Here is a 20,421-nt window from a genome sequence, read left to right on the forward strand (position 1 = left end):
GTGCACGGCGAGCACGCGATCCGAAACCCCTGAGACTGCGCCACCGTTCGCCGCATGCACCTCCTTGAGTGTCGGGCCAGCGAATCCGGATCTGCCGGATCTGTCCCTGCCGTGCTTCAACGGCGGCGAAGCCGTGGACGTCCGTGACCTTCCCCGGCCGGCGGTGATCAACGTGTGGGCGTCCTGGTGCGCCCCCTGCCGTGACGAGTTGCCCGTCATGCAGGGCCTGGCCGACCGTACTGAAGGGAAACTCACCGTCCTCGGCGTCGCCAGCCGCGACCGGCGGGAGGCGTCCGCGTCCTTCGCGGCCGACCACGAGGTGAGCATGCCCACCCTCTACGACCCCGACCAGGCGTTCGCCACCGGGATCAAGGCGGCCGCGCTGCCTGCCACGGTCTTCGTCAGCCCCGAGGGCGAGGTCTACATCCATCGCGACGCGCTCGACGTCGACGAGCTGATCAAGCAGGTCAAGGAGCACACCGGAGTGACGGTGACCCGATGAGCCGAGGCGAGGTGCTGCGGCGGCCGGACGACCTGCCGCAGTGGTTCGAGCCACTGCTGACCCGCGTCGGCGGGAGCCGCACCGAGGACTTCACCCCGCTGCGTGAGCCGGACGGGAGCAACGGCCGGGCCAGCGCCGTCCTGGTGCTCCTGGGCGAGGGGCCGGACGGGCCTGATCTGCTGGTGCTGCAGCGGGCCGCGAGCATGCGCAACCACGCCGGCCAGCCCGCGTTTCCCGGCGGCGCCACCGATCCGGAGGACGTCGACGCCTCCGACACCGCGCTGCGCGAGGCCTCCGAGGAGGTCGGCCTCGACCGTGACAGCGCCGAGGTGCTGGCCCTGCTGCCCGACCTGTGGATCCCGGTGAGCCGCTTCGTCGTCACCCCGGTGCTGGCCTGGTGGCGGCGGCCGCACGACGTGCATCCGCTGCAACCGGCCGAGGTCGCGCACGTCGATCGTCTGCCGATCAGTGAACTCGCCGACCCGGCGAACCGTATCCGGGTGCGTCATCCGAGCGGCTGGGTCGGTCCTGCATTCCAGGTCCGGGGGCTGCTCGTCTGGGGTTTCACGGCGGGGGTGATCGCGGCGTTGCTGGACATGGCGGGATGGTCGCAGCCCTGGGAACCGGGCCGGCTCGTCGAGCTTCCCGACGCCTCCGCGCCCGTTCCGGCGGCTCGCGGTGGCGCGCCCGATGAGGTGGTGCCGTGACGTGGCCTCATACTTCTACGCTGAGTGAGTGCCCGTGGTCGATGTGATTCTGATCGTGCTGATGCTGCTGTTCGCGGTCAGCGGTTATCGGCAGGGCTTCGTCATCGGCGCCTTCTCCCTCGGCGGGTTCTTCAGCGGTGTGCTGATCGGGCTCCAACTCGGACCCCTGATCGCCCGGCAGTTCGCCGACGGCACGGTGCGGCTGGTCGTGGCCCTCGCGGTCATCCTCACCTTCGCGGTCCTCGGGCAGACCCTCGCCGGCTGGCTCGGGACCAACCTGCGGCGCGGCATCTTCAGCAAGCCGCTGCAGCATCTGGACGACGCCGGCGGCGCCCTGGTCTCGGTGGTGGCGCTGCTCCTCGCCGCGTGGCTGGTCGCCGTTCCGCTCGGCTCCACCCCGTTTCCCGCGATCAACCGGGAGTTCCGCAGCAGCGCCATCCTCAGTGGCATCAACGGCCTGATGCCGGAGCAGGCGCAGGCTCTCTCCTCGGCGCTCCGCGACACCCTCGACACCAGCGGCTTCCCGGACGTGTTCGGCGGTCTCGCGCGGACTCAGGCCAAGGAGGTCGCCGAGCCGGATCCGAAGCTCAAGAACTCGAAGATCGTGCAGTCGTCGAAGAAGTCGGTGCTGAAGGTGCTCGGCGCGGCCCCGAGCTGCTCCCGGCGGATCGAGGGCACCGGCTTCGTCTACGCCGAGGAGCGCGTCATGACGAACGCGCACGTGGTGGCCGGCACCAAGGAGGTCGTGGTGGAGACGTCCCGCGGCCAGCTCGAGGGCACCGTCGTGGTCTACGACCCGAAACGCGACCTCGCGGTCCTGCACGTGCCCGGCCTGGAAGCGCCGATCATGGACTTCGTCAGCAAGGAGGCGGCGAGCGGGGCCAGCGCGATCGTGCTGGGCTATCCGCAGGACGGGCCGTACAACGCCCAGTCCGCCCGCGTCCGCGACGTCAGCCGGATCACCGGCCCGGACATCTACGACTCCGGCGACGTGACCCGCGAGATCTACACGATCAAGTCGCTGGTCCGCAGCGGCAACTCGGGCGGCCCGCTGATCGACCCGAACGGCACCGTCCTCGGCGTGATCTTCGCGGCCGCGGCCGACGACAAGAACGTGGGCTTCGCCTTGACGGCCGACGAGGCCTCCTCCGTGGCCGAGGACGGCAAGACCAGCACGAAGGCCGTCAAGACCGGCGAGTGCGCCTGACGCGCGCTCAGAGGGCGAGCTGCGGCCGGACCGGCATGTTGCGCGGCGCCACCTGCTGCGGGACGGCGTACGGCCCGATCATCTGCTCGACCGCGGGAGCGACCGACGGCCGGTCGCCGAGCTGCATGAGCCGGGTCGCGCGGGCCAGGGAGCCGGTCTCGCCGTCACGGAAGCCCTCGCGGTAACCGCGCTCGTATCGTTCGCCACGGCCGAGGGCACGGCCCAGCGCGAAGCACGAGGAACCGGCGAGGGCGAGCAGGAAGAGCATCGCGAAGGGTGTCACAGAACTTTCCTTCCAGGGCGCAAGCCACTAATTAGGCGAAAAGTACCCCAAAAGGACATAATTTGCGGTATTGCGGCGATCAAGTACCTGTACGGGTGAAGAGAAAGCCTCACACGGCGTGTGACAAGGTGGGACCTTGTGACTGACTCCGACCTCGCCCGCCAGGTTCGCAGCGTGAGCCGGCTGACCGGCGAATTCACCCTGCGCTCCGGCCGTACCGCGACCGAATACTTCGACAAGTACCAGTTCGAGGCCGACCCGGTGCTCCTCGACAAGCTGGCCGAACAGCTGGCCGTGCTGATCCCGGAAGGCACCGAGGTCCTCGCCGGCCTGGAGATGGGCGGAATCGCGGTCGTCACGGCCCTGGCCCGGCACGCCAAGCTGCCCACCGCGTTCGTCCGCAAGCAGGCCAAGCAGTACGGGACGGCCCGCCTGGCCGAAGGCGCCGAGGTGGCCGGCCGGCGCGTCCTGATCGTCGAGGACGTGGTGACGTCCGGTGGCCAGGTCGTCCTCTCCACCAACGACCTGCGGCGTCTCGGCGCGCACGTGGACCACGCGGTCTGCGTGATCGACCGTCAGGAGGGCGGCGCCGCCGCGCTGGCCGCGGAGGGCATCACCCTGCGCGCGCTGCTGACCCGGGAAGCCCTGGACGCGGTAGCCGAGTAGCCCCACCCTCGCCGCCGGGAACTCGAAGAAGCCGTCAGGCGCGGTTCTTCTCGATCTCGGCGGCGAGCAGCTCGGCGATCTGGACGGTGTTGAGGGCGGCGCCCTTGCGCATGTTGTCGCCGGTCACGAAGAAGGACAGGGCACGCGGATCGTCCATGGCCCGGCGGATCCGGCCGACCCAGGACGGATCGGTGCCGACCGCGTCGATCGGCATCGGGAACTCGCCCTCCTCCGGATCGTCCACCACGATCACCCCGGGCGCGTTGCGGAGCACCTGCCGGGCACCGTCGGCGGTCACCTCAGACGCGAAGACCGCGTGCACGGCGATCGAGTGCCCGGTGACGACCGGGACCCGTACGCAGGTGGCCGAGACCTTCAACGCCGGCACCCCGAGGATCTTGCGGGACTCGTTGCGGAGTTTCAGCTCCTCCGAGGACCAGCCCAGCGGGGCCGGATCGCCGGACCAGGGCACCACGTTCAGCGCGAGCGGCGCCGGGAACGGGCCCAGATCGTCGCCGACCGCCTGCCGCACGTTGCCCGGGCGGGAACCGAGGAGCCGGTCGCCGGCCACCTTGGTGAGCTGGTCGTGCAGGGTGTCCACGCCGACCTGCCCGGCGCCGGAAGCGGACTGGTAGGACGCCAGGACCAGCTCGCGCAGGCCGAACTCGTAGTGCAGCGGCGCCACCGCCATGATCATCGCGGCGGTGGTGCAGTTGGCGCTCGACACGATGCCGCGCGGGCGGTGCTGAAGGACCTCACGGTTCACCTCGGGCACCACGAGCGGCACGTCCGCCTCCATGCGGAAGGCGGACGAGTTGTCGACGACGATGACACCCCGGGCCGTGGCGACCGGCGCCCACTGCTGCGAGACGGCGTCGGGGACGTCGAACATGGCCACGTCGACGCCGTCGAAGGACTCGGCGGTCAGCTCCCGGACTTCCAGGTCCTCGCCCCGGCAGGCCAGGACCTTGCCGGCCGACCGGGCCGACGCGAGCAGCCTGATCTCGCCCCAGACGTTGCGCCGGGACGAGAGCAGCTCGAGCATGACGGAACCGACGGAGCCGGTGGCTCCGACGACGGCGAGCGTGGGCTTCGCCATCGTCCGGCTTACCGGCCGGTGCCCGCGTAGACGACGGCCTCCTCGGAGCCACCCAGGTCGAACTGATCGTGGACGGCGCGGACCGCGGTGTCGAGGTCGGTGTCACGGCACACGACCGAGACCCGGATCTCCGACGTGGAGATCATCTCGATGTTGACCCCGGCAGCCCCGATGCAGGCGAAGAACTCGGCCGCGACACCCGGGTGCGAACGCATGCCGGCGCCGATCAGCGAGACCTTGCCGACGTGGTCGTCGAAGAGCAGGCTCTTGAACTTGATCTGGTCCTTGATCTTGTCAAGGGCGGTCATCGCGCTCTGGCCGTCGGCCTTCGGCAGCGTGAACGAGATGTCGGTGCGGCCGGTGCCCTCGGTCGACACGTTCTGCACGATCATGTCGATGTTGATCTCGGCCTGGGCGACCGTCTCGAAGATGCGCCCGGCGGCGCCCGGCTCGTCCGGCACGCCGACAATCGTGATCTTGGCATCGCTGCGTTCGTGCGCGACCCCGGTGATCAATGCTTGCTCCACGTCAGGGTCCTCCATCGATCCGGTGACGAGCGTGCCTTCTTTGTTCGAGTACGAAGAGCGTACGTGGATCGGCACCTTGAAACGGCGCGCGTACTCCACGCATCGCAACATCAGCACCTTTGCCCCGCCGGCGGCCAGCTCGAGCATCTCTTCATACGTGATCTTCTTGATGTGCTTGGCGTTCGGCACGATCCGCGGGTCGGCGGTGAAGACGCCGTCCACGTCGGTGTAGATCTCACAGACGTCGGCGTGCAGCGCTGCCGCGAGTGCCACGGCCGTGGTGTCCGAGCCGCCCCGGCCCAGCGTGGTGATGTCCTTAGTGTCCTGCGAGACGCCCTGGAAACCGGCGACGATGGCGATCGCGCCCTCGTCCAGCGCGGTCCGCAGGCGGCCGGGCGTGACATCGATGATCCGGGCCTTGCCGTGCGTCGAGGTGGTCAGCACGCCGGCCTGCGAGCCGGTGTAGGACCGGGCCTCGTAACCCAGGTTGTGGATCGCCATGGCCAGCAACGCCATCGAGATCCGCTCACCGGCGGTGAGCAGCATGTCCATCTCACGGCCCGGCGGCAGCGGGCTCACCTGGTTCGCCAGGTCCACGAGCTCGTCGGTGGTGTCGCCCATCGCCGACACGACGACAACGACGTCGTCGCCGGCCTTGCGAGCGGCCACGATGCGCTCGGCCACGCGCTTGATGCGCTCGGCCGTCGCCACCGAAGAGCCACCGTACTTCTGCACGACTAGAGCCACGGCAAAACCATTCCTTCCAGGGCAGTCCTGACCACACTAGCCGCGGGGCCACCACCGCTCGACAGGCGATCCCAGATTCCGGCCACCTGGGCGCGACACGCCGGGGCCCGCTCGTCCGGCGGATGGCGAGGCCCCGCCAGAATGACCCGATGCGCCGTTTCGCGTTTATCGTCACGCTGCTGGCGCTGGGCCTGACCGCGGGCTGCTCCGGTGACACGCCGGAGGCGGCGCCCAGCCCGTCGGCGTCGGCTGCCGCGTCCGCCGGCGTGGATCCCGTCACCGACGCCAGTGACGCGCTGGCCGGTCTCGCCGCGCTCGCCCTGGACCGGCGGTACGCCGCTCTCTACACCTGGGACGTCGGCGACGGCCGGCCCCGCAACGTGATCGCGATGGTGGCGAACGACGGCACCTGGCGGGTCGACGTCCCGCGGGGCGCTCAGGGCGGGACGTCGGACGTGGCGATCGTACGCACGGCAGCCGGCCTGCATCAGTGCTCCCTCGGGATCAACGCCTCCTGCGTGCTCGTCGCCGAGAAGGGCGACAAGGTCCCCGCCGCGTACGACCCGAAGGTTCAGCGGCTGTTCCGGCAGTGGCTGCCCGCCTTCACCGACCGGCACGAGGCGCTCGCCGTCTCCGCCGTCCGCCCGCTGGAGGGCGCACAGGGCACCTGCTATTCGGTCGACTCGGTCTCGGCGTCCCTGGACGCCCCGGTCGACGTCGGCATCTACTGCTACGCGGCGGACGGCCTGCTGACCGCGGCGCGGGTCAACTTCGGGGTGCTCAAGTTCGTGAAGCAGGTCGCGGCCCCGGCCACCGTCCAGCTCCCCGGCCCGGTGGTGAGCGCGGCACCGCTCGGGATGGACGCGCCGCCCCCGCCGGTGGTCCAGCCGTCCGTCCAGCCCTCCGGGCTCACCGGCTGATCGGTCACACTTCCCACGATCCGGTCGTTCCATTAGCCGTCTCGAAACCGATCACGTAACGTCAGTGGCGACATGTGGCAGGTGAGCCTTCTTCTTCGCTGCCGCGACGAGGCCCCATTCCAGGCCGGCACCTCGTCGCGGAGGTGACGCGCGCCGCCTGCTCGTCTTCGTCCTGACTGGAGCAGTCACATGTCCGATGCGTTCAAGACCCAGCGCCCCAGCGCCATGCCCTTCCAGCGCTACGAGTCGTACCAGAAACAGTTCGCCGTACCGCTGACCGACCGTCAGTGGCCGTCCCGCGTGGTCGAGACCGCCCCCCGGTGGTGCGCCGTCGATCTGCGCGACGGCAACCAGGCCCTGATCGACCCGATGTCCCCGGAACGCAAGCGGCGCATGTTCATGCTGCTGGTGAAGATGGGTTACAAGGAGATCGAGGTCGGCTTCCCGGCGGCCAGCCAGACCGATTTCGACTTCGTCCGCCAGCTCATCGAGCAGGACCTGATCCCGGACGACGTCACCATCCAGGTCCTGGTGCAGTGCCGGGAGCACCTGATCGACCGGACGTTCGAGTCGATCCGCGGCGCCAAACGCGCCATCGTGCACTTCTACAACTCGACCTCGACGCTGCAGCGGCGCGTGGTGTTCGGCCTGGACAAGGACGGCATCACCGACATCGCCACCACGGGCGCGCGGCTCTGCCAGAAGTACGCGGAGATCCACACCCCGGACACCGAGATCTTCTACGAGTACTCGCCCGAGTCGTACACCGGAACCGAGCTGGATTACGCGCTGGAGATCTGCTCCGCCGTGATCGACGTGATCGACCCGACCCCGGACCGGCCGCTGATCATCAACCTGCCGGCCACCGTCGAGATGGCGACGCCGAACGTCTACGCCGACTCGATCGAGTGGATGCACCGCAACCTGCCGCGCCGGGACAGCGTCATCCTGAGCCTGCACCCGCACAACGACCGCGGGACCGCGGTGGCCGCCGCCGAGCTGGGCCTGCTGGCCGGCGCCGACCGGATCGAGGGCTGCCTGTTCGGCAACGGCGAGCGCACCGGCAACGTCGACCTGGTGACCCTCGGCCTGAACCTGTTCTCCCAGGGCATCGACCCGCAGGTGGACTTCTCCAGCATCGACGAGATCAAGCGGACCGTCGAGTACTGCAATCAGCTGCCGGTGCACGAGCGGCACCCGTACGCGGGCGATCTGGTCTACACCGCGTTCTCCGGCTCGCACCAGGACGCGATCAAGAAAGGCTTCACCGCCCTGCAGGCCGACGCCGACGCGGCCGGCACGCCGATCGACGACTTCACCTGGGGCGTTCCGTACCTGCCGATCGACCCGAGGGACGTGGGCCGCACCTACGAGGCGGTCATCCGGGTCAACTCGCAGTCCGGCAAGGGCGGCGTGGCGTACATCATGAAGGAAGAGCACAAGCTGGACCTGCCGCGCCGGCTGCAGATCGAGTTCTCCGGCGTCGTGCAGCACCACACCGACGAGGAGGGTGGCGAGGTCGGCCCGCAGCAGATGTGGGACATCTTCGCCGGCGAATACCTGGTGGAGCACCAGACCGCGACCGCGTTCACGGTGGAGAACTACAGCACCGCCACCGTCGACGGCAAGGTCGAGATCGACGTCGAGGTCTTCCATCGGGGCGTCCGCCGTCCGCTGGCCGGTGTCGGCAACGGCCCGATCGCCGCGTTCGTGCAGGCCGTCGAGCCGCTGGGGATCAGCGCCCGGGTCCTGGACTACCAGGAGCACGCGCTCACCTCGGGTGGTGACGCGCAGGCCGCGGCGTACGTCGAGGTTCAGGTCGGCGACGCGTCCTACTGGGGTGTCGGGATCGACGCCAACATCGTGAGCGCGTCCATCAAAGCGGTGACCAGCGCGGTCAACCGCGCGCGTTAGGACTCACTCCCCCGCGTGCCGCCGACCGGGCGGCACGCGGGTTTCGCGCATAGGCTGACGTCGTGCCACGTTTCATCGCCCCCCTGGTTCTGACCGCCGCCCTAGCTCTCACCGGTTGTGAGGTCGTCGATGCCGGCGACCCCGGTTCCTCGTCGTCGTCGGGATCCTCCGCCGACGAGGTCCGCACGCAACTGGACGGCCTGACCGTCGCCACCGCCGCAAGCATGAAGAACTACTCCCGGGCGAAGTTCCCGCACTGGCGGGACACCGGTTCGAACTGCGACGTCCGTGACTCGGTGCTGGAGCGCGACGGCGAGAAGGTCAAGCTCTCCGGCTGCAACGTCGTGGCCGGCACCTGGCACAGCCTCTACGACGACAAGACCCTGGACTCGCCGACCAAGGTGGACATCGACCACACGGTCCCGCTGGCGAACGCCTGGCGTTCCGGAGCCGCGAAGTGGGACAACGACAAGCGCGGCGACTTCGCCAACGACCTGGACCGGCCGCAACTGCTCGCGGTCTCGGCGACCTCCAACCGGTCGAAGGGCGATCAGGACCCGTCGACCTGGAAACCGCCGGCGCGCGACAACTGGTGCGAGTACGCCACCGACTGGGTAACCGTGAAGAGCTACTGGGAGCTGACCGTCACCGAGAAGGAGAAGGTGGCGCTCGACGACATGTTGGAGACGTGCTGATGACCCCACCGGATCAGTCCCGGACGACTGACATCGTCCCCGGCCCGGGCGGCGTGATGACCGACGAGGTCGGCGTCGTGACCGGGGACCTGACGCTGCGGACCGCGATCTCCGGCGGCGACGTGGTGCTGAGCGTGCAGTACAAGGACGCCGACGAGTGGTACGCCGTGACCGGCGGCAAGGCGCCGGTCACCGACCCGGCCGCGCTGGACGCGGTGCACACCATCGCGGTCGGCCTGCTGAACCGTCCGGAGGGCTGACCCTACTGTTAAGTCTCGGTACAGTCGCACGGTGCGTCTCGCCACCCTCGCCGCAACCTCGCTCCTGGTCCTTCCTCTGGCGGCCTGCACCGAGCCGGCGCCTACGCCGGCGCCGCTCGCCCGTTCGCTGGCGAGCGTCCTGCCGGCCCCGGCCCGGGTCACGCCCAGCGGGGTGCGGTTCGAGCTGACCGAGGCCTCCGGGATCGCCGCCGAGGGGGACGCCCTGCCGGTGGCCGAGCTGCTGGCCGCCACGCTGAGACCGGCCACCGGATTCCGCCTCCCGGTCGCCGCGACCGGGGACGTCGCGCTGCGGCTCGACACATCGATCGCCGGCGAGGCCTACCGGCTCGACGTCGGCGAGGACCGGGTCGATCTCACGGCCGGCACCCCCGCGGGCCTCAACAACGGCGTGCAGACACTCCGCCAGCTGCTCCCCGCGGCGATCGACGCCGGCACGGTCCAGCAGGCCGCATGGATCATCCCCGGCGGCCGGATCGACGACGAGCCCCGCTACGCCTACCGCGGCGCGATGCTCGACCTGGCCCGCCACTTCCACACGCCGGACGAGGTCAAGCGCTACATCGACCAGATCAGCCGCTTCAAAATCAACTACCTGCATCTGCACCTCGCCGACGACCAGGGCTGGCGGATCCAGATCGACAGCTGGCCCGAGCTCACCGCCGTGAGCGGCGCGCCGGGCACCGGGGTGGACGGGGCCGGCGGCGGCTACCTCACCAAGGCCGCCTACCGGGACCTGGTGACGTACGCCGCCGATCGCTACATCACCGTCATCCCGGAGGTCGACATGCCGGGGCACGTGAACGCGGCCCAGGTCGCCTACCCCGAGCTGACCTGCGACGGTGTCGCGCCGCGGCAGCGAACCGACACGGCGGTCGGCTACAGCTCGCTCTGCGCCGGCAAGGAGATCACCTACCGGTTCGCCGAGGACGTGATCCGCGAGCTGGCCGCGATGACACCCGGCCCCTACCTGCACATCGGCGGCGACGAGGCACGCGCCACCCCGCACGCCGACTACGTGACGTTCCAGAAGCGGGTCATGCCGCTGGCCCGGAAGTACGGGAAGATCCCGATCGGCTGGCAGGAGATCGCGGCAGCCGAGCCCGAGGGCGCGATCGTCCAATACTGGAACCACACCGAGCCGCTCACGACGAACCAGCGGGTCATCGTCTCGCCGGCCAGCCAGGCGTACCTGGACATGCAGTACGACAGGCAGACGCCGGCCGGTGGGATGAACTGGGCGGGCACGACCGAGGTGGACGACGCGTACGACTGGAATCCCGGGGCGCGGCTCAAGACCGTACCCCCGGAATTGATCTTCGGGGTTGAAGCTCCACTCTGGTCGGAGACCCTGCGGGATTCCGCGGACATCGAATTCCTGGCGTTTCCGCGCCTCGTCGCGATCGCCGAGCTCGGCTGGTCGCCCTGGTCCACCCACGACTGGGAGTCGTTTCGGCAGCGCATCGGCGCCTACGGTCCACAGTGGACCCGACTAGGAGTCCGGTTCTACGAATCGCCAAAAATCCCGTGGGGGCATTAAGATCCATGGAACTCAAACGGGGAGTTTCATGAATATCTCGCGTTCTTGCTGGGTCGGTATGACCCTGCTCAGCACCATCTCCGTCGGTGTCATGGCGGCACCGGCGATGGCCGCCTCCATCGGCACCGCCCGGGTGACCGGCACGACCATCGAGGTCGCTGCCGGAGCCGGCAACGCCAACAACATCACCGTCGGCCGGTCCGGCAACGTCGTCACCATCGACGACCAGGTCGCGCTCAAGCCCGGCGCGGGCTGCGTCCAGGTGACAGGCGACGCGACCCGGGTCACCTGCACCATCGCGACGCTCTCGTTGATCAGCGCCGGCCTCGGCGACCTCAACGACACCTTCCGCAACAACACCACCTCTCCGGTACGGGTGACCGGCGGCACCGGCAACGACACACTGGTCGGCGGCCCGGCCGCGGACTCGCTCGGCGGCGAGGACGGCGACGACACCGTCTACGGCCGGGAGGGCAACGACAAGATCTGGGGCCAGGCGGGCAAGGACAAGGTCTACGGCGGCACCGGTAACGACAGCATCTATGGCGGTGCCGGCGACGACCTTCTCTGGGGCGAGATCGGCAACGACCAGGTCTGGGGCGAGGACGGCTGGGACGGCCTGAGCGGCGACGTCGGCGACGACACGCTCAGCGGCGGTGCGGGCAACGACCGGATCACCGCTCACGCCGGCAACGACACGCTGTTCGGCCGCGACGGCGAGGACATCATGTCCGGCAACGACGGCAACGACGTGCTGGACGGCGGCGGCGGCAACGACGAGATCTACGACGGCCTCGGCGACGACCGGCTGATCGGCGGCGAGAGCCGTGACACGTTCGTTCAGGAACGCTGGGTCGCGGGTCGCACCGATCGGGACATCATCACCGGTGGCGGCGACAAGGACACGGTGACCTACCGGAACCGGACCGCGTCCGTCACGGTCCAGGCCGGTGCGGGCGCCAACGACGGCCAGGCCGGCGAGCAGGACACCGTCGAAGCGGACGTCGAGTTCATCCAGGGCGGCGCGGGCAACGACCGCCTGACCAGCGGGCCCGAGGCGAGCCGGCTCATCGGCGGACCCGGCAACGACACGGTGGTGGGTAACGGCGGAGCCGACGAGCTCTACGGCTCGGACGGCGATGACGTGCTCGACGGCGGGGACGGCGATGACCTCCTGAAAGGCGGACTGGGCGGGGACCGCATCCTCGGCGGCGCCGGTCGGGAGATCGCCGACGCAGGACCCGGCAACGACCACATCGACATGGGAGCGGGCTCGGGCTGGGTCTACGACGGGTCGGGCAACGACACCATCATCGGCGGCCTGGACGGTACCCACTGGGAGGCCGCCCCCGCCAGCTCGGCGGAGCCGGACAACGACACCTTCACCATCAGCAACAAAGAGGAAACCTACAGCTCGGTGAGCTACGAGGAGCGATCCTCCTCGATCACCTTCGACGGCAAGACGGCCAAACAGGCCGGTGAGACCGATACCTTCGTCGGTGAGCTCTGGGAGTTCACCGGCGGCCAGGGCGCCGACGTCCTCTCCGGCGTGTCACGGATCCGTGGCGCCGGGGGTGCCGACAAGATCACCGGCACCAGCGGCAACGACGTCCTCTCCGGCGGTGTCGGCGAGGACACGATCGAGGGTGGCGCCGGGAACGACCTGCTGTACAACAACACTTGGCCTGAATCCGGCGGCGACTACCCCCCGGACTACTTCTACGTCGACAACGCCACCGACACCTTGTCCGGCGGCGACGGCACCGACCGCGCCTACGCCGAATCCCAGGACATCGTGGCCGCCGACGTCGAAGATGTGGATACCGTGCCCTTCCCTGACGGCGACATCTAGGCGGGTAACGAGAAGGCCGCCCCTCCACGTGAGGGGCGGCCTTCTTCGTGTACCGGATCGGTCAAGCAGGCGTGGCAGCCGGCTTGCGGCCCGCGACGATCTCGTCCGAGACCACCGGGAAGTGGCAGGCGGTGAGATGCGACTGCGGGTCGTCGAGCCGCGTGACCAGCGGCGGCTCCTCCGTGGCGCAGATGTCCTGTGCCTTCCAGCAGCGGGTGCGGAACCGGCAGCCGGACGGCGGGTTGATCGGGCTCGGCACGTCACCGGTGAGCAGCACGCGCTCGCGCTGGGCGCGGTCGCGGCGGACCGGGTCGGGCACCGGGACCGCGGACATCAGAGCCACCGTGTACGGGTGACGCGGATTCTTGTAGAGCTCGTCGCGATCCGCGATCTCCACGACCTTGCCGAGGTACATCACGGCGACCCGATCGGAGATGTGCCTGACCACCGAGAGGTCGTGCGCGATGAAGACGTAGGTCAGGTCGAACTCGTTCTGCAGGTCTTCCAGCAGGTTCACGACCTGCGCCTGGATCGACACGTCGAGCGCCGACACCGGCTCGTCCGCCACGATCAGCTTCGGCTTGAGCGCGAGCGCCCGGGCGATGCCGATGCGCTGGCGCTGACCGCCGGAGAACTCGTGCGGGTACCGGTTGTAGTGCTCCGGGTTCAGGCCGACGAGCTCCAGCAGATCCTGCACGGCCCTCTTGAGGCCCTGCGGGGTCGGGATGTTCTGGATCTGCAGCGGCGCCGAGATGATCGAGCCGACCGTGTGCCGCGGGTTCAGCGACGAGTACGGGTCCTGGAAGATCATCTGGACGTCGCGGCGCAGCGGCCGCATCTGCGTGACCGACTTGTGGGTGATGTCCTCACCCTCAAAGACGATCTTGCCGTCGGTGGGCTCCAGGATCCGGGTGAAGAGCCGGCCCAGCGTCGACTTGCCACAGCCGGACTCGCCGACCAGGCCCAGCGTCTCGCCGGAGCGGACCTCCAGGTCGATGCCGTCGACGGCGCGCACGGCGCCGACCTGACGTTTGAACAGACCCTTCGTGATCGGGAAGTGCTTCTGCACCCCGGTCGCCTCGAGCAGGTTCTCGCTCATCGTTCTATTACTCCCCGCTCAGAGGTTCGGAAGGACTTCTTCCTGGAAGATCTTCGTGCGCAGGTCGGGCGGCAGGTGGCAGGCAACCCCGTGGGTCCCGCCGCTGAGGACCGGCACCTCTTTGAAGGAACGGTCGCCGTTGCGGCCGGCATAGGGGCACCGCGGGTGGAAGGCGCACCCCTCCGGCAGGTTGATCAGGCTGGGCGGAGATCCCTTGACCGGGTTGAGCCGGTCGCGCACCTCACGGTCGAGGCGGGGCATGCTTCCGAGAAGACCCCAGGTGTACGGGTGCTGAGGCCGCTGGAAGAGGTCGACCGCCGGGCCTCGTTCGATCACCTTGCCGCCGTACATGACGAGCACCTCGTCGGCGAGCTCGGCGACCACACCGAGGTCGTGGGTGATCATGATGACTGCCGAGCCGAACTCCTCCTGGAGATCCCGGATGAGGTCCAGGATCTGCGCCTGCACGGTCACGTCGAGAGCCGTGGTGGGCTCGTCGGCGATCAGCAGCTTCGGGTCGTTGACCAGCGCCATCGCGATCATCGCGCGCTGCCGCATACCACCGGAGAACTGGTGGGCGTAGTCGTGGAAACGCCGCTCCGGCTGCGGGATGCCGACCCGGGCCAGCATGTCGATGGCGCGCTCGCGAGCGGCCTTCTTGCTGATGCCGGGGTGGTGCACCCGGTACGCCTCGACGATCTGCGACCCGACCGTGAAGTACGGGTGCATCGCGCTCAGCGGGTCCTGGAAGATCATCGCCATCTTGCCGCCGCGGAGCTGGCGGACCTCTTCGTCGGTGGCGGTGACCAGTTCCTTGTCGTCGAGCCAGATCTCGCCGCTGACCTTCGCGTTGCTGCGGGTGCGGTGCAGACCCAGGACGGCGAGCGAGGTGACGCTCTTGCCGGAACCGGACTCGCCCACGATGCCGAGCGTCTGGCCGGCCTTGAGCGAGAAGTTGGAGCCGGAGACGGCCTGGACGATGCCGTCGTCCGTCTCGAAGCGGACCGTGAGGTCCTTGACCTCGAGGAACGGGCGTTCAGTGGCCGAGTTGACGGACATATTCCTCTCCCTCAGCTCAGCCGCACACGCGGGTCGATGACGCCGTAGACCAGGTCCACGAGCAGGTTGGCGAAGACGATGAAGAACGCGGCGATCAGCGTGACACCGAGGATGATCGGCAGGTCGTTGCCGCGGATCGCGGTGAGCGCCTGGTAGCCGAGGCCACGCAGGTTGAAGACGGTCTCGGTGAGGACCGCGCCGCCGAGCAGCGCGCCCAGGTCGAGGCCGAAGACCGTGACGATCGGGGTGAGGCCGGAGCGCAGGCCGTGCTTGCCGATGACGGTCCGCTCCTTGAGGCCCTTGGCCCGGGCCGTACGGATGTAGTCCTCGCCCAGCGTCTCGAGCATGTTCGCCCGGGTCAGGCGGGCGTAGGTCGCCGCGAAGAGGAAGGCCAGCGTGATCCAGGGCAGCAGCATCTGCACGAACCACTCGGCTGGATCCTCGGTGAACGGCACGTACTGGCCCTGTGGCAGCCAGCCCAACCAGTACACGAAGATCGCGGAGGACAGCAGGCCGGTGAAGTAGATGGGCAGTGAGACGCCGGCCAGGGCTCCCGTCATCACCGCCCTATCGACGAACGTTCCTCTTCGCAGAGCCGAGATGACACCGGTCGAGATGCCCATGATCAGCCAGAGGATCGCCGCGCCGATAGCGAGCGACAGCGTGACCGGGAGGTCGCTCAGCAGCAGCGGCGTGACCTCCTGGTCGGTCTTGAAGGAATATCCCAGGCACGGGGCCGGGCAGTGCGTGACGTCCGGCCCGTTCGCGTAGTCCCGGCCGACGACCAGGCCCTTCAGGAACTTGCCGTACTGCACCAGGATCGGGTCGGCGAGACCCATCTTCGTACGGATGCCCTCGATCGACGCCGCGTCGGCAGTCTTGCCGATGTAGAGAAGCGCGGGATCGCTCCCGGTGATCTTCGGTACGCCGAAGAAGATACCGAAGGTCACGAGCGTGACCACCAGCAGCGTGATGACGGCGTTGATAACCCGTCGAATGATGTAAGCCAGCACGTCGTTCGGCCGAAGGACGGGCGGGTACCGGTCTTGCGAACCGATACCCGCCCGCCGCGGGCGGCCTTCACCAACCCTTCGAATTACCCGTTGCCGCTAGGGCTGTTTGCCGAGGGCTTACTTGCCGTCGCTGACGCCGACGGCCTGGAAGTCGACCATGCCGAACGCGTCGTGGATGTAGACGTTCGTCAGCCGCGGGTTGCGGTAGTTGAGCGCCTTGTCGACCACGAACGGCAGGTAGTACGCGCCTTCCATGATCTTGTGGTTGATCTGGCTGTAGAGCTCGGCGGCCTTGGCCGGGTCGGTCTCCAGCTGGGCGTCGTCGAACAGCTTGTCGATCGCCGGGTCCTTGATCTCGGACAGGTTGTAGTTGCCGTTGTCCGGGATGAAGCGGCTGTCGGCCAGCGGCTGCATGTAGCCGGCGCCGGTCGGGTAGTCAGCACCCCAACCACCGATGATGATGCCGTAGCCCTTGCTCTTCACGTTGTCGGGCGAGCCGGTGATGGAGGCCTGCTGCGCGCCGTCGTACTGCTCGATCGAGGCGTTGATGCCAACGGTCTTCAGAGCGGCCTGGAGAGCCTCGGAGGTCTTGACCTCGGCCTCACGGTTGTTGCGGACCGCGATCTTGATGTCGAAGCCGTTCGGCTTGCCACAGGCGGCGAGGGCCTTCTTGGCCTCCTCCGGCTGCGACTTGCCCTGCAGGCGGTTGAACGGGTCGTACTTGGCGTCCGAGCCCGCGATGTTCGGCGGCAGCATGCTGGTGCCGATGTCGCCACCCGCGATCGGGCCACCACGGGCCGACTGCAGCGTGGTCGGGTCGGCGGCGTAGATGACCGCCTTGCGGCACTCGATGTTGTCGAGCGGCGCGACGGAGGTCGCGAGGCCCGCGTACCGGAGGAAGCCGGTGGTCGGGGTGTCCGCGTTCGCCTTCAGGTTCGGGTCGGTCAGGACCTTGGTCCGGGCCGCCGCCTGCACACCGGTCTGGCCGACGTCGAGGTCCGCGGTACCGGCGAGGAGCCGGCTGTCGAGGTCGTCGGCGTTGGTGGTGATGGTGAGGTTGATCTGGTCCGGCAGCGCCTTGCGGATCGGGTCGGTGGCCTGGTCCCAGTTCGGGTTACGGACCCAGGTCACGCCCTTGCCGGGCTGGATGCTGCCTTCCTTGAACATGTACGGGCCGGACGCGGCCGGCGCCGAGCCGTACTGAGCGCCGGTGTCCCGCTTCTGCGGCACCGGGCCGGAGCCGGGCATGGCCAGCAGGTAGATGAAGTCCGAGGACGGCTTCGCCAGCTTGAACTCGATGGTCGAGTCGTCCGGCGTGGTGACCGACTTCAGGCCCAGCTTGTTGGCGTCGGTGTCCTTGTACGGGCCGGGGTAGTTCTGGCCCTGGTCCAGCAGACCGGGCAGGTAGACCGGGCCACCGGAGATGACGTCCGCGGCCCAGACCCGCTCGATGCCGTACTTGACGTCCTTCGACGTGATCGGGGATCCGTCGTCCCACTTCAGGCCGCTGCGCAGCTTGAAGGTGTAGGTCAGCTTGTCCGAGCTGATCGTCGGCAGCGCCTCGGCGAGGTCGGCCTGCAGCTCGAGGCCCGCCTTACCCGGGACGGCCGAGTACTCGACCAGCTTGCGGGTGTAGAGGCGGTTGAGGTTCCAGACGAACGCGTAGTAGCCACGCGCCGGGTCCCACGAGTCCGCGTCCTGCGAGCTCCACAGGTTCAGGGTGCCGCCCTTGGTCGTCGACGGGTTGACGACGTCCGTGATCGCGGCGTTGTATGCGGCCTTGCCACCAGAAGCGTTGCTGCTGTCGGTGCTGTCACTGTCCGAGCCGCCGCACGCGGCGGTGGTCAGTCCCAGCACGACAGCGACGCCACCAGCCGCTATCGCCCTTGTCTTTCGTGACACCTTGTCTCCTACCTCCTCGAACAGCGGAGCCGAGCCGGTCCGCCAAAAATGCGATGTTCTTGAACAACCCCTGTGTCAGCGGGCCTTCGGGTCGAGCGCGTCGCGCAGGCCGTCACCGAAGAGGTTGAAGGCCAGCACCGTAATGAAGATCATTCCGCCCGGGATGATCATGAACATGGGATCGATCTGGTAGAAGGTGACGGCGTCCGAGAGCATGCCGCCCCACGACGGGTTGGGCGGCGGGATACCGACGCCGAGGAAGCTCAGGGCGGCCTCGGTGAGGATGTTGGTCGGGATGATCAGCGTCGTGTAGACGAGGATCGGCGCGGCCAGGTTCGGCAGCAGCTCCCGGAAGAGGATGCGCGGCGACCGGGCACCCATGCTGCGGGCCGCCTCGACGAACTCCCGCTCGCGCAGGGACAGCGTCTGGCCACGCACGATGCGGCCGATGTACGGCCAGCCGAAGAAGCCGATCACCAAGACCAGAACGGCGACGCGGGACCACCGGCTGCCCAGGCCCAGGAACTCCTGAGGCAGGACCGAGACCAGCGCGATCGAGAAGAGCAGCTGCGGGAACGCCAGCAGGAAGTCCATGACCCGGCTGATCACCGAGTCGACCCAGCCGCCGAGGAAACCGGCAGCGGTACCGAAGAGCACGCCCAGGATCGTCGAGAGGAACGCCGACAGGAACGCGACCGTCAGCGACGTCTGCGCGCCGTAGACGATGCGACTGAAGATGTCCCGCCCGGTCGTCGGCTCGACGCCCAGGAGGAAGTCCGAGGTGATACCGCCCCAGGGGTGGATCGGCGTGGCCAGCGTCGGATCGACCTGATCCGGGTGCCACTCGTCGATCGGATGGCCGAAAAGCCTAACCAGCAGAGGGGCGACAATCGCGATGAGGATGAGGAAGAGCACGACGAAACCGCCACCGATGGCGACCTTGTCCTTCTTCAGGCGCCGCCAGGCGATCTGCTTCAGCGATCGACCAGCGATCGCTGACTCGCCGGGGCTTCGCACCTCAGCCGCGTCGGCTGTCGGCGCCTCCGTCTCATCGACGATTGGCGCTTCTGGGCCAAGCGACATCTATTCGCCGGTCCTCTCCCAGTCGCCGCGCGACGGGAGTCCACAGCCACGGTTCGAGGGCACACGGAAGATCCCCCGAGCGATGGCGATGGCCCACGTAGCGAACGGCAACCGATCGGTTATCGCATGCCTCGAGTGCCGACCCTCGTTTGCGCCGGCCGAGATTTGGCCGGCGCCACGAAGGCACTCGACGGCGGGTGTGGCCGCCATCGAGAGGAACATTCACCTAGTGAGTGCTCTGGGTCAAGTTCGCTGACCGCACGCGGATGCTTCCGTGTCTCCCTCGTGATGTGGCCGTGACCTAGAACGCCGAACAAACGGAAATTACCTCGTGGACGGCGAGTAAGTAGCGAATCGGGCGCAACCGGTCGCTTGGCGTTACATTCACGTTACGAGACGTAGATCTAGATAGCTCTACGGCCCTCGAAAGCCCGGCCGAGGGTGATCTCGTCGGCGTATTCCAGGTCACCGCCGACCGGCAGACCGCTCGCGAGCCGGGTGACGGCGATACCCATCGGCTTCACCAGAAGGCCGAGATAGGTCGCCGTGGCCTCACCCTCCGTGTTCGGGTCGGTGGCCAGGATAAGCTCCTTGACCTCACCGGTCCCGAGCCGGATCAGCAGCTCACGGATCTTCAGGTTGTCCGGGCCGACGCCCTCCAGCGGATTGATGGCGCCGCCGAGGACGTGGTAACGCCCCCGGAACTCGCCGGTCCGCTCGATCGCGACGACATCCTTCGGCTCCTCCACCACACACAGCACCTCGTTGGTGCGGCGGGTGTCCCGGCAGACCCGGCACTGATCCGACTCGGCCACGTTGAAACAGGTCGTGCAGAAGCGGACCAGCTCCTTGACCTTGCGCAGCGCGTCGGACAGCCGCTTCACGTCGGCCGGGTCGGCGGAGAGCACGTGAAACGCGATGCGCTGGGCCGACTTCGGGCCCACGCCCGGCAGCCGGCCCAGCTCATCGATCAGATCCTGAATGGCGCCTTCGTACACGGATCAGAACCCCGGCAGGGAGAGGCCACCGGTAGCCGGACCCATCTTCGACTCGGTCAGCTCACGCTGCGCCTCGGCCGCGTTGTGGATCGCGGCGAGCACCAGGTCCTCCAAGGTCTCGACGTCGTCGGCGTCCACCGCCTTCGGGTCGATCTTCACCGACTTGAACTCGCCCAGCCCGGTCACCACGACGGTCACCAGGCCGCCACCGGCGGTACCGGTCAGCTCGGCCTCGGCCAGCTCGGCCTGCGCCTGAGCGACCTGCTGCTGCATCTTCTGCGCCTGCTTCATGATCTGCTGCATGTTCGGCTGTCCACCGGGGCGCATGGC

At 68.4% G+C, this 20,421-nt stretch carries 20 protein-coding genes; 10 read left to right on the plus strand and 10 right to left on the minus strand.

The window, feature by feature from the left end; all coding sequences use genetic code 11:
* The first annotated feature begins 64 nt into the window (after nucleotides 1-64).
* Genes EP757_RS09200 through EP757_RS09210 form a run of 3 tightly spaced genes read left to right on the plus strand, consistent with a single transcriptional unit; the run spans nucleotide 65 to nucleotide 2,416 of the window.
* The gene (locus EP757_RS09200; RefSeq protein WP_232050430.1) at nucleotides 65-502 is read left to right on the plus strand and encodes a TlpA disulfide reductase family protein; all 438 of its coding nucleotides are present in this window, start codon (nucleotides 65-67) and stop codon (nucleotides 500-502) included.
* A complete protein-coding gene (locus EP757_RS09205) occupies nucleotides 499-1,209 on the plus strand; it encodes a CoA pyrophosphatase (RefSeq protein ID WP_174262367.1) in 711 nt (236 codons plus the stop codon). The genes EP757_RS09200 and EP757_RS09205 overlap by 4 nt, the downstream gene beginning before the upstream one ends.
* A gap of 28 nt (nucleotides 1,210-1,237) precedes the next feature.
* Nucleotides 1,238-2,416, plus strand: a complete 1,179-nt coding sequence (locus EP757_RS09210) for a MarP family serine protease (protein WP_127543881.1) — start codon at nucleotides 1,238-1,240, stop codon at nucleotides 2,414-2,416.
* Nucleotides 2,417-2,423: 7 nt separating this feature from the next.
* Here the strand turns inward: EP757_RS09210 and EP757_RS09215 are convergent, their stop codons facing one another.
* A complete protein-coding gene (locus EP757_RS09215) occupies nucleotides 2,424-2,699 on the minus strand; it encodes a hypothetical protein (RefSeq protein WP_127543883.1) in 276 nt (91 codons plus the stop codon).
* Nucleotides 2,700-2,837: 138 nt separating this feature from the next.
* Between EP757_RS09215 and pyrE the strand changes: the two genes are divergently transcribed.
* On the plus strand, nucleotides 2,838-3,365 hold the full coding sequence (gene pyrE, locus EP757_RS09220) for an orotate phosphoribosyltransferase (protein WP_127543885.1): 528 nt from the start codon (nucleotides 2,838-2,840) through the stop codon (nucleotides 3,363-3,365).
* A gap of 34 nt (nucleotides 3,366-3,399) precedes the next feature.
* On the opposite strand, the gene EP757_RS09225 is transcribed toward pyrE, so the two are convergent.
* The gene (locus EP757_RS09225) at nucleotides 3,400-4,464 is read right to left on the minus strand and encodes an aspartate-semialdehyde dehydrogenase (protein ID WP_127543887.1); all 1,065 of its coding nucleotides are present in this window, start codon (nucleotides 4,462-4,464) and stop codon (nucleotides 3,400-3,402) included.
* An 8-nt stretch (nucleotides 4,465-4,472) separates the two neighbouring features.
* Nucleotides 4,473-5,738 (minus strand): aspartate kinase, encoded by a 1,266-nt coding sequence (locus EP757_RS09230; RefSeq protein WP_127543888.1) that lies wholly within the window; start codon nucleotides 5,736-5,738, stop codon nucleotides 4,473-4,475.
* 149 nt (nucleotides 5,739-5,887) lie between these two features.
* On the opposite strand from EP757_RS09230, the gene EP757_RS09235 reads away from it, so the two are divergent.
* From EP757_RS09235 to EP757_RS09260, 6 genes are all read left to right on the plus strand, one after another.
* Complete coding sequence (locus tag EP757_RS09235) at nucleotides 5,888-6,658, plus strand: hypothetical protein (RefSeq protein WP_127543890.1); 771 nt, start codon at nucleotides 5,888-5,890, stop codon at nucleotides 6,656-6,658.
* Nucleotides 6,659-6,847: 189 nt separating this feature from the next.
* On the plus strand, nucleotides 6,848-8,572 hold the full coding sequence (gene leuA, locus EP757_RS09240) for a 2-isopropylmalate synthase (RefSeq protein ID WP_127543892.1): 1,725 nt from the start codon (nucleotides 6,848-6,850) through the stop codon (nucleotides 8,570-8,572).
* Nucleotides 8,573-8,634: 62 nt separating this feature from the next.
* On the plus strand, nucleotides 8,635-9,267 hold the full coding sequence (locus EP757_RS09245; RefSeq protein WP_174262368.1) for an HNH endonuclease family protein: 633 nt from the start codon (nucleotides 8,635-8,637) through the stop codon (nucleotides 9,265-9,267).
* The gene (locus EP757_RS09250; RefSeq protein ID WP_370457852.1) at nucleotides 9,162-9,527 is read left to right on the plus strand and encodes a hypothetical protein; all 366 of its coding nucleotides are present in this window, start codon (nucleotides 9,162-9,164) and stop codon (nucleotides 9,525-9,527) included. The genes EP757_RS09245 and EP757_RS09250 overlap by 106 nt, the downstream gene beginning before the upstream one ends.
* 31 nt (nucleotides 9,528-9,558) lie before the next feature.
* Nucleotides 9,559-11,085, plus strand: coding sequence for a beta-N-acetylhexosaminidase (locus EP757_RS09255; protein ID WP_160165768.1), 1,527 nt, complete (start codon nucleotides 9,559-9,561; stop codon nucleotides 11,083-11,085).
* Nucleotides 11,086-11,143: 58 nt separating this feature from the next.
* The gene (locus EP757_RS09260) at nucleotides 11,144-12,937 is read left to right on the plus strand and encodes a calcium-binding protein (protein ID WP_160165769.1); all 1,794 of its coding nucleotides are present in this window, start codon (nucleotides 11,144-11,146) and stop codon (nucleotides 12,935-12,937) included.
* Nucleotides 12,938-12,998: 61 nt separating this feature from the next.
* On the opposite strand, the gene EP757_RS09265 is transcribed toward EP757_RS09260, so the two are convergent.
* The 7 genes from EP757_RS09265 to EP757_RS09295 form a co-directional block, all read right to left on the minus strand.
* Nucleotides 12,999-14,036 carry an ABC transporter ATP-binding protein gene (locus EP757_RS09265; protein ID WP_127543898.1) on the minus strand — a complete coding sequence of 346 codons (1,038 nt, stop codon included), beginning with the start codon at nucleotides 14,034-14,036 and terminating at the stop codon, nucleotides 12,999-13,001.
* An 18-nt stretch (nucleotides 14,037-14,054) separates the two neighbouring features.
* Nucleotides 14,055-15,095: an ABC transporter ATP-binding protein gene (locus EP757_RS09270; protein WP_127543900.1), complete on the minus strand. Its 1,041-nt coding sequence runs from the start codon at nucleotides 15,093-15,095 to the stop codon at nucleotides 14,055-14,057.
* Between the two features lie 11 nt (nucleotides 15,096-15,106).
* Complete coding sequence (locus tag EP757_RS09275) at nucleotides 15,107-16,108, minus strand: ABC transporter permease (RefSeq protein ID WP_127543902.1); 1,002 nt, start codon at nucleotides 16,106-16,108, stop codon at nucleotides 15,107-15,109.
* Nucleotides 16,109-16,225: 117 nt separating this feature from the next.
* Nucleotides 16,226-18,010, minus strand: coding sequence for an ABC transporter substrate-binding protein (locus EP757_RS09280; RefSeq protein WP_174262369.1), 1,785 nt, complete (start codon nucleotides 18,008-18,010; stop codon nucleotides 16,226-16,228).
* Nucleotides 18,011-18,085: 75 nt separating this feature from the next.
* A complete protein-coding gene (locus EP757_RS09285; RefSeq protein WP_127543904.1) occupies nucleotides 18,086-19,093 on the minus strand; it encodes an ABC transporter permease in 1,008 nt (335 codons plus the stop codon).
* Between the two features lie 404 nt (nucleotides 19,094-19,497).
* Nucleotides 19,498-20,091 carry a recombination mediator RecR gene (gene recR, locus EP757_RS09290; protein ID WP_127543906.1) on the minus strand — a complete coding sequence of 198 codons (594 nt, stop codon included), beginning with the start codon at nucleotides 20,089-20,091 and terminating at the stop codon, nucleotides 19,498-19,500.
* Between the two features lie 3 nt (nucleotides 20,092-20,094).
* Nucleotides 20,095-20,418 (minus strand): YbaB/EbfC family nucleoid-associated protein, encoded by a 324-nt coding sequence (locus tag EP757_RS09295; RefSeq protein WP_127543908.1) that lies wholly within the window; start codon nucleotides 20,416-20,418, stop codon nucleotides 20,095-20,097.
* Between the last annotated feature and the right edge of the window lie 3 nt (nucleotides 20,419-20,421).

Source organism: Actinoplanes sp. OR16 (assembly GCF_004001265.1).
In the GTDB taxonomy this organism is placed as follows: Bacteria; Actinomycetota; Actinomycetes; order Mycobacteriales; family Micromonosporaceae; genus Actinoplanes.

What these genes read in the sequence shown, in the direction of transcription:
- EP757_RS09265 (WP_127543898.1), bottom strand. Translation starts at nt 14,036, where the DNA reads ATGAGCGAGAACCTGCTCGAGGCGACCGGGGTGCAGAAGCACTTCCCG.
- EP757_RS09205 (WP_174262367.1), top strand. Translation starts at nt 499, where the DNA reads ATGAGCCGAGGCGAGGTGCTGCGGCGGCCGGACGACCTGCCGCAGTGG.
- EP757_RS09260 (WP_160165769.1), top strand. Translation starts at nt 11,144, where the DNA reads ATGACCCTGCTCAGCACCATCTCCGTCGGTGTCATGGCGGCACCGGCG.
- EP757_RS09270 (WP_127543900.1), bottom strand. Translation starts at nt 15,095, where the DNA reads ATGTCCGTCAACTCGGCCACTGAACGCCCGTTCCTCGAGGTCAAGGAC.
- EP757_RS09285 (WP_127543904.1), bottom strand. Translation starts at nt 19,093, where the DNA reads ATGTCGCTTGGCCCAGAAGCGCCAATCGTCGATGAGACGGAGGCGCCG.
- EP757_RS09225 (WP_127543887.1), bottom strand. Translation starts at nt 4,464, where the DNA reads ATGGCGAAGCCCACGCTCGCCGTCGTCGGAGCCACCGGCTCCGTCGGT.
- EP757_RS09235 (WP_127543890.1), top strand. Translation starts at nt 5,888, where the DNA reads ATGCGCCGTTTCGCGTTTATCGTCACGCTGCTGGCGCTGGGCCTGACC.
- EP757_RS09295 (WP_127543908.1), bottom strand. Translation starts at nt 20,418, where the DNA reads ATGCGCCCCGGTGGACAGCCGAACATGCAGCAGATCATGAAGCAGGCG.
- leuA (WP_127543892.1), top strand. Translation starts at nt 6,848, where the DNA reads ATGTCCGATGCGTTCAAGACCCAGCGCCCCAGCGCCATGCCCTTCCAG.